Consider the following 1,665-nt stretch of genomic DNA (forward strand, 5'->3'; position numbering starts at 1 on the left):
TGGAGACGGCAACGCCGATGTCTTGGCCCGTGACGGCGGCGGGGTGTTGTGGCTTTACCCCGGCAACGGCTCCGGCGGCTGGCTCGCGCGTGTGCAGGTCGGCAGCGGCTGGGAAGGCATGAGCGCAATTGAGGCAATTGACTTCCATGGTGACGGATTCGCCGATGTCGTGGCTCGTGCCCGCGACGGCGCGCTCTGGGTGTACCGCGGAGATGGCAAGGGCGGCTGGTTGCCCCGGACGTGGGCAGGTTCGGGCTGGACGGGAATGTCCGAGATTACTGGCGTAGGTGACTTCAACGGCGACGGGGTCTCCGATCTTGTAGCCCGCGACGGCGCCGGCACTCTGTTTCTTTACCCGCCCAACGGCTATGGAAGCTGGCTTCCAAAGCAGACGGTTGGCCAGGGCTGGAACAGCATGAATTCACTCGTTGGTCCCGGCGACTTTAATGGCGACGGCAAGGCCGATATTCTCGCCCGCAACGCAGCCGGTGAGCTCTGGCTTTACGCAGGCAACGGCGGAGCAGCCTGGCCTACCGCGAGCAAAGTCGGCTCAGGATGGAACGGCATGACTGCCATCCTCTAATTTGCACCACTTGAATGAAAATCAACGGCCACCCCTGATTGACCAGGGGTGGCCGTTGATATTTCTACTAGAATCCGACTATGGACGCGGTAGAGCGTCACGATCAATGGGGGACCTCATGTCTATTGCTTTGGATGAAACGCGCCTGTCAAAGAAATCAAATCAACGACGACGGCTCGCTGCGTCGGCGTCTGTGGCCGCCGGTTTGGCGCTGGCGCTGTCGCTGGGAACGACGACGGCACCGGCCTCGGCTGACATTGTTGGGGATGATTTCCACATTGAGAGTGAGGCCGCATCCATCGCACTCAACTCCACAACTGACACCGCGTACATCAGGTCAGATGGCGCCGTGCTCAGGGTCAAAGACCGCAGCTCGAGTCAGGTGAAGTGGGTGGGTGACTCGCCTGGGGTGTTGGCCGTCAACTCGGCCACGAACAGACTTTACGTCGCAAGTTCTGACGCATCGATGATGGAGAGAAATGCCCTTGTTGTGATCGATGAAGGGACTCAGGAATCCACCCTAATTCCGTTCGATTCATACGTCGGTGATATTGCTGTGAACGAGAGGGCCAATAGGGTCTACGTCAGCACGGACGCAGGGATCACTGTGCTAGATGGAGACACCAATGCCCCCACTCTCGTGGCGGGTTCCGCAGGCCGCGGGCGGACCATTGTCAATCCAGTCTCAAATAAGGCATACGTACTCTCAAATGCCGGAGTGCGTGTCATTGATGCCTCTGGAAAAGTCACTTCCACTCTGAACGTCGAAGGAATTGACGTCCTTAACTGGGCGGTGAATCCGGTGAAAAATAAGATCTACATCACAACCAAGACGATATCCGGTTCCAGCCTCAAAGTGATCGATGGCGTCAGCGACACCATCACCGCCACGCTACCTTGGGACGGCCCCCTGGAGAGCTGGGCCCTGAATCCGGCGACAGATAAGCTCTACATCGGTTCGGCTGCTGCATCCAATACTGGATCCGTCCGTATTGTCGATGGGACCACTATGAAGGAGACAGCAAAAATCCCCACGCCTACGCGTGTGAAGAAAATCGTAGTGAACCCGACGAACAACAAAA

Annotated in this window: 2 protein-coding genes; both read left to right on the forward strand. The window is 58.0% G+C overall.

The window, feature by feature from the left end:
* A partial coding sequence (locus tag HP499_RS23955; protein WP_172326525.1) for a VCBS repeat-containing protein occupies nucleotides 1-583 on the forward strand: 583 nt, incomplete at its 5' end.
* A 118-nt stretch (nucleotides 584-701) separates the two neighbouring features.
* The coding region (locus HP499_RS23960; protein ID WP_172326526.1) for a hypothetical protein at nucleotides 702-1,665 on the forward strand (964 nt) is incomplete at its 3' end.

The sequence above is a fragment of the Paenarthrobacter sp. CM16 genome (assembly GCF_013179505.1).
GTDB lineage: Bacteria > Actinomycetota > Actinomycetes > Actinomycetales > Micrococcaceae > Arthrobacter.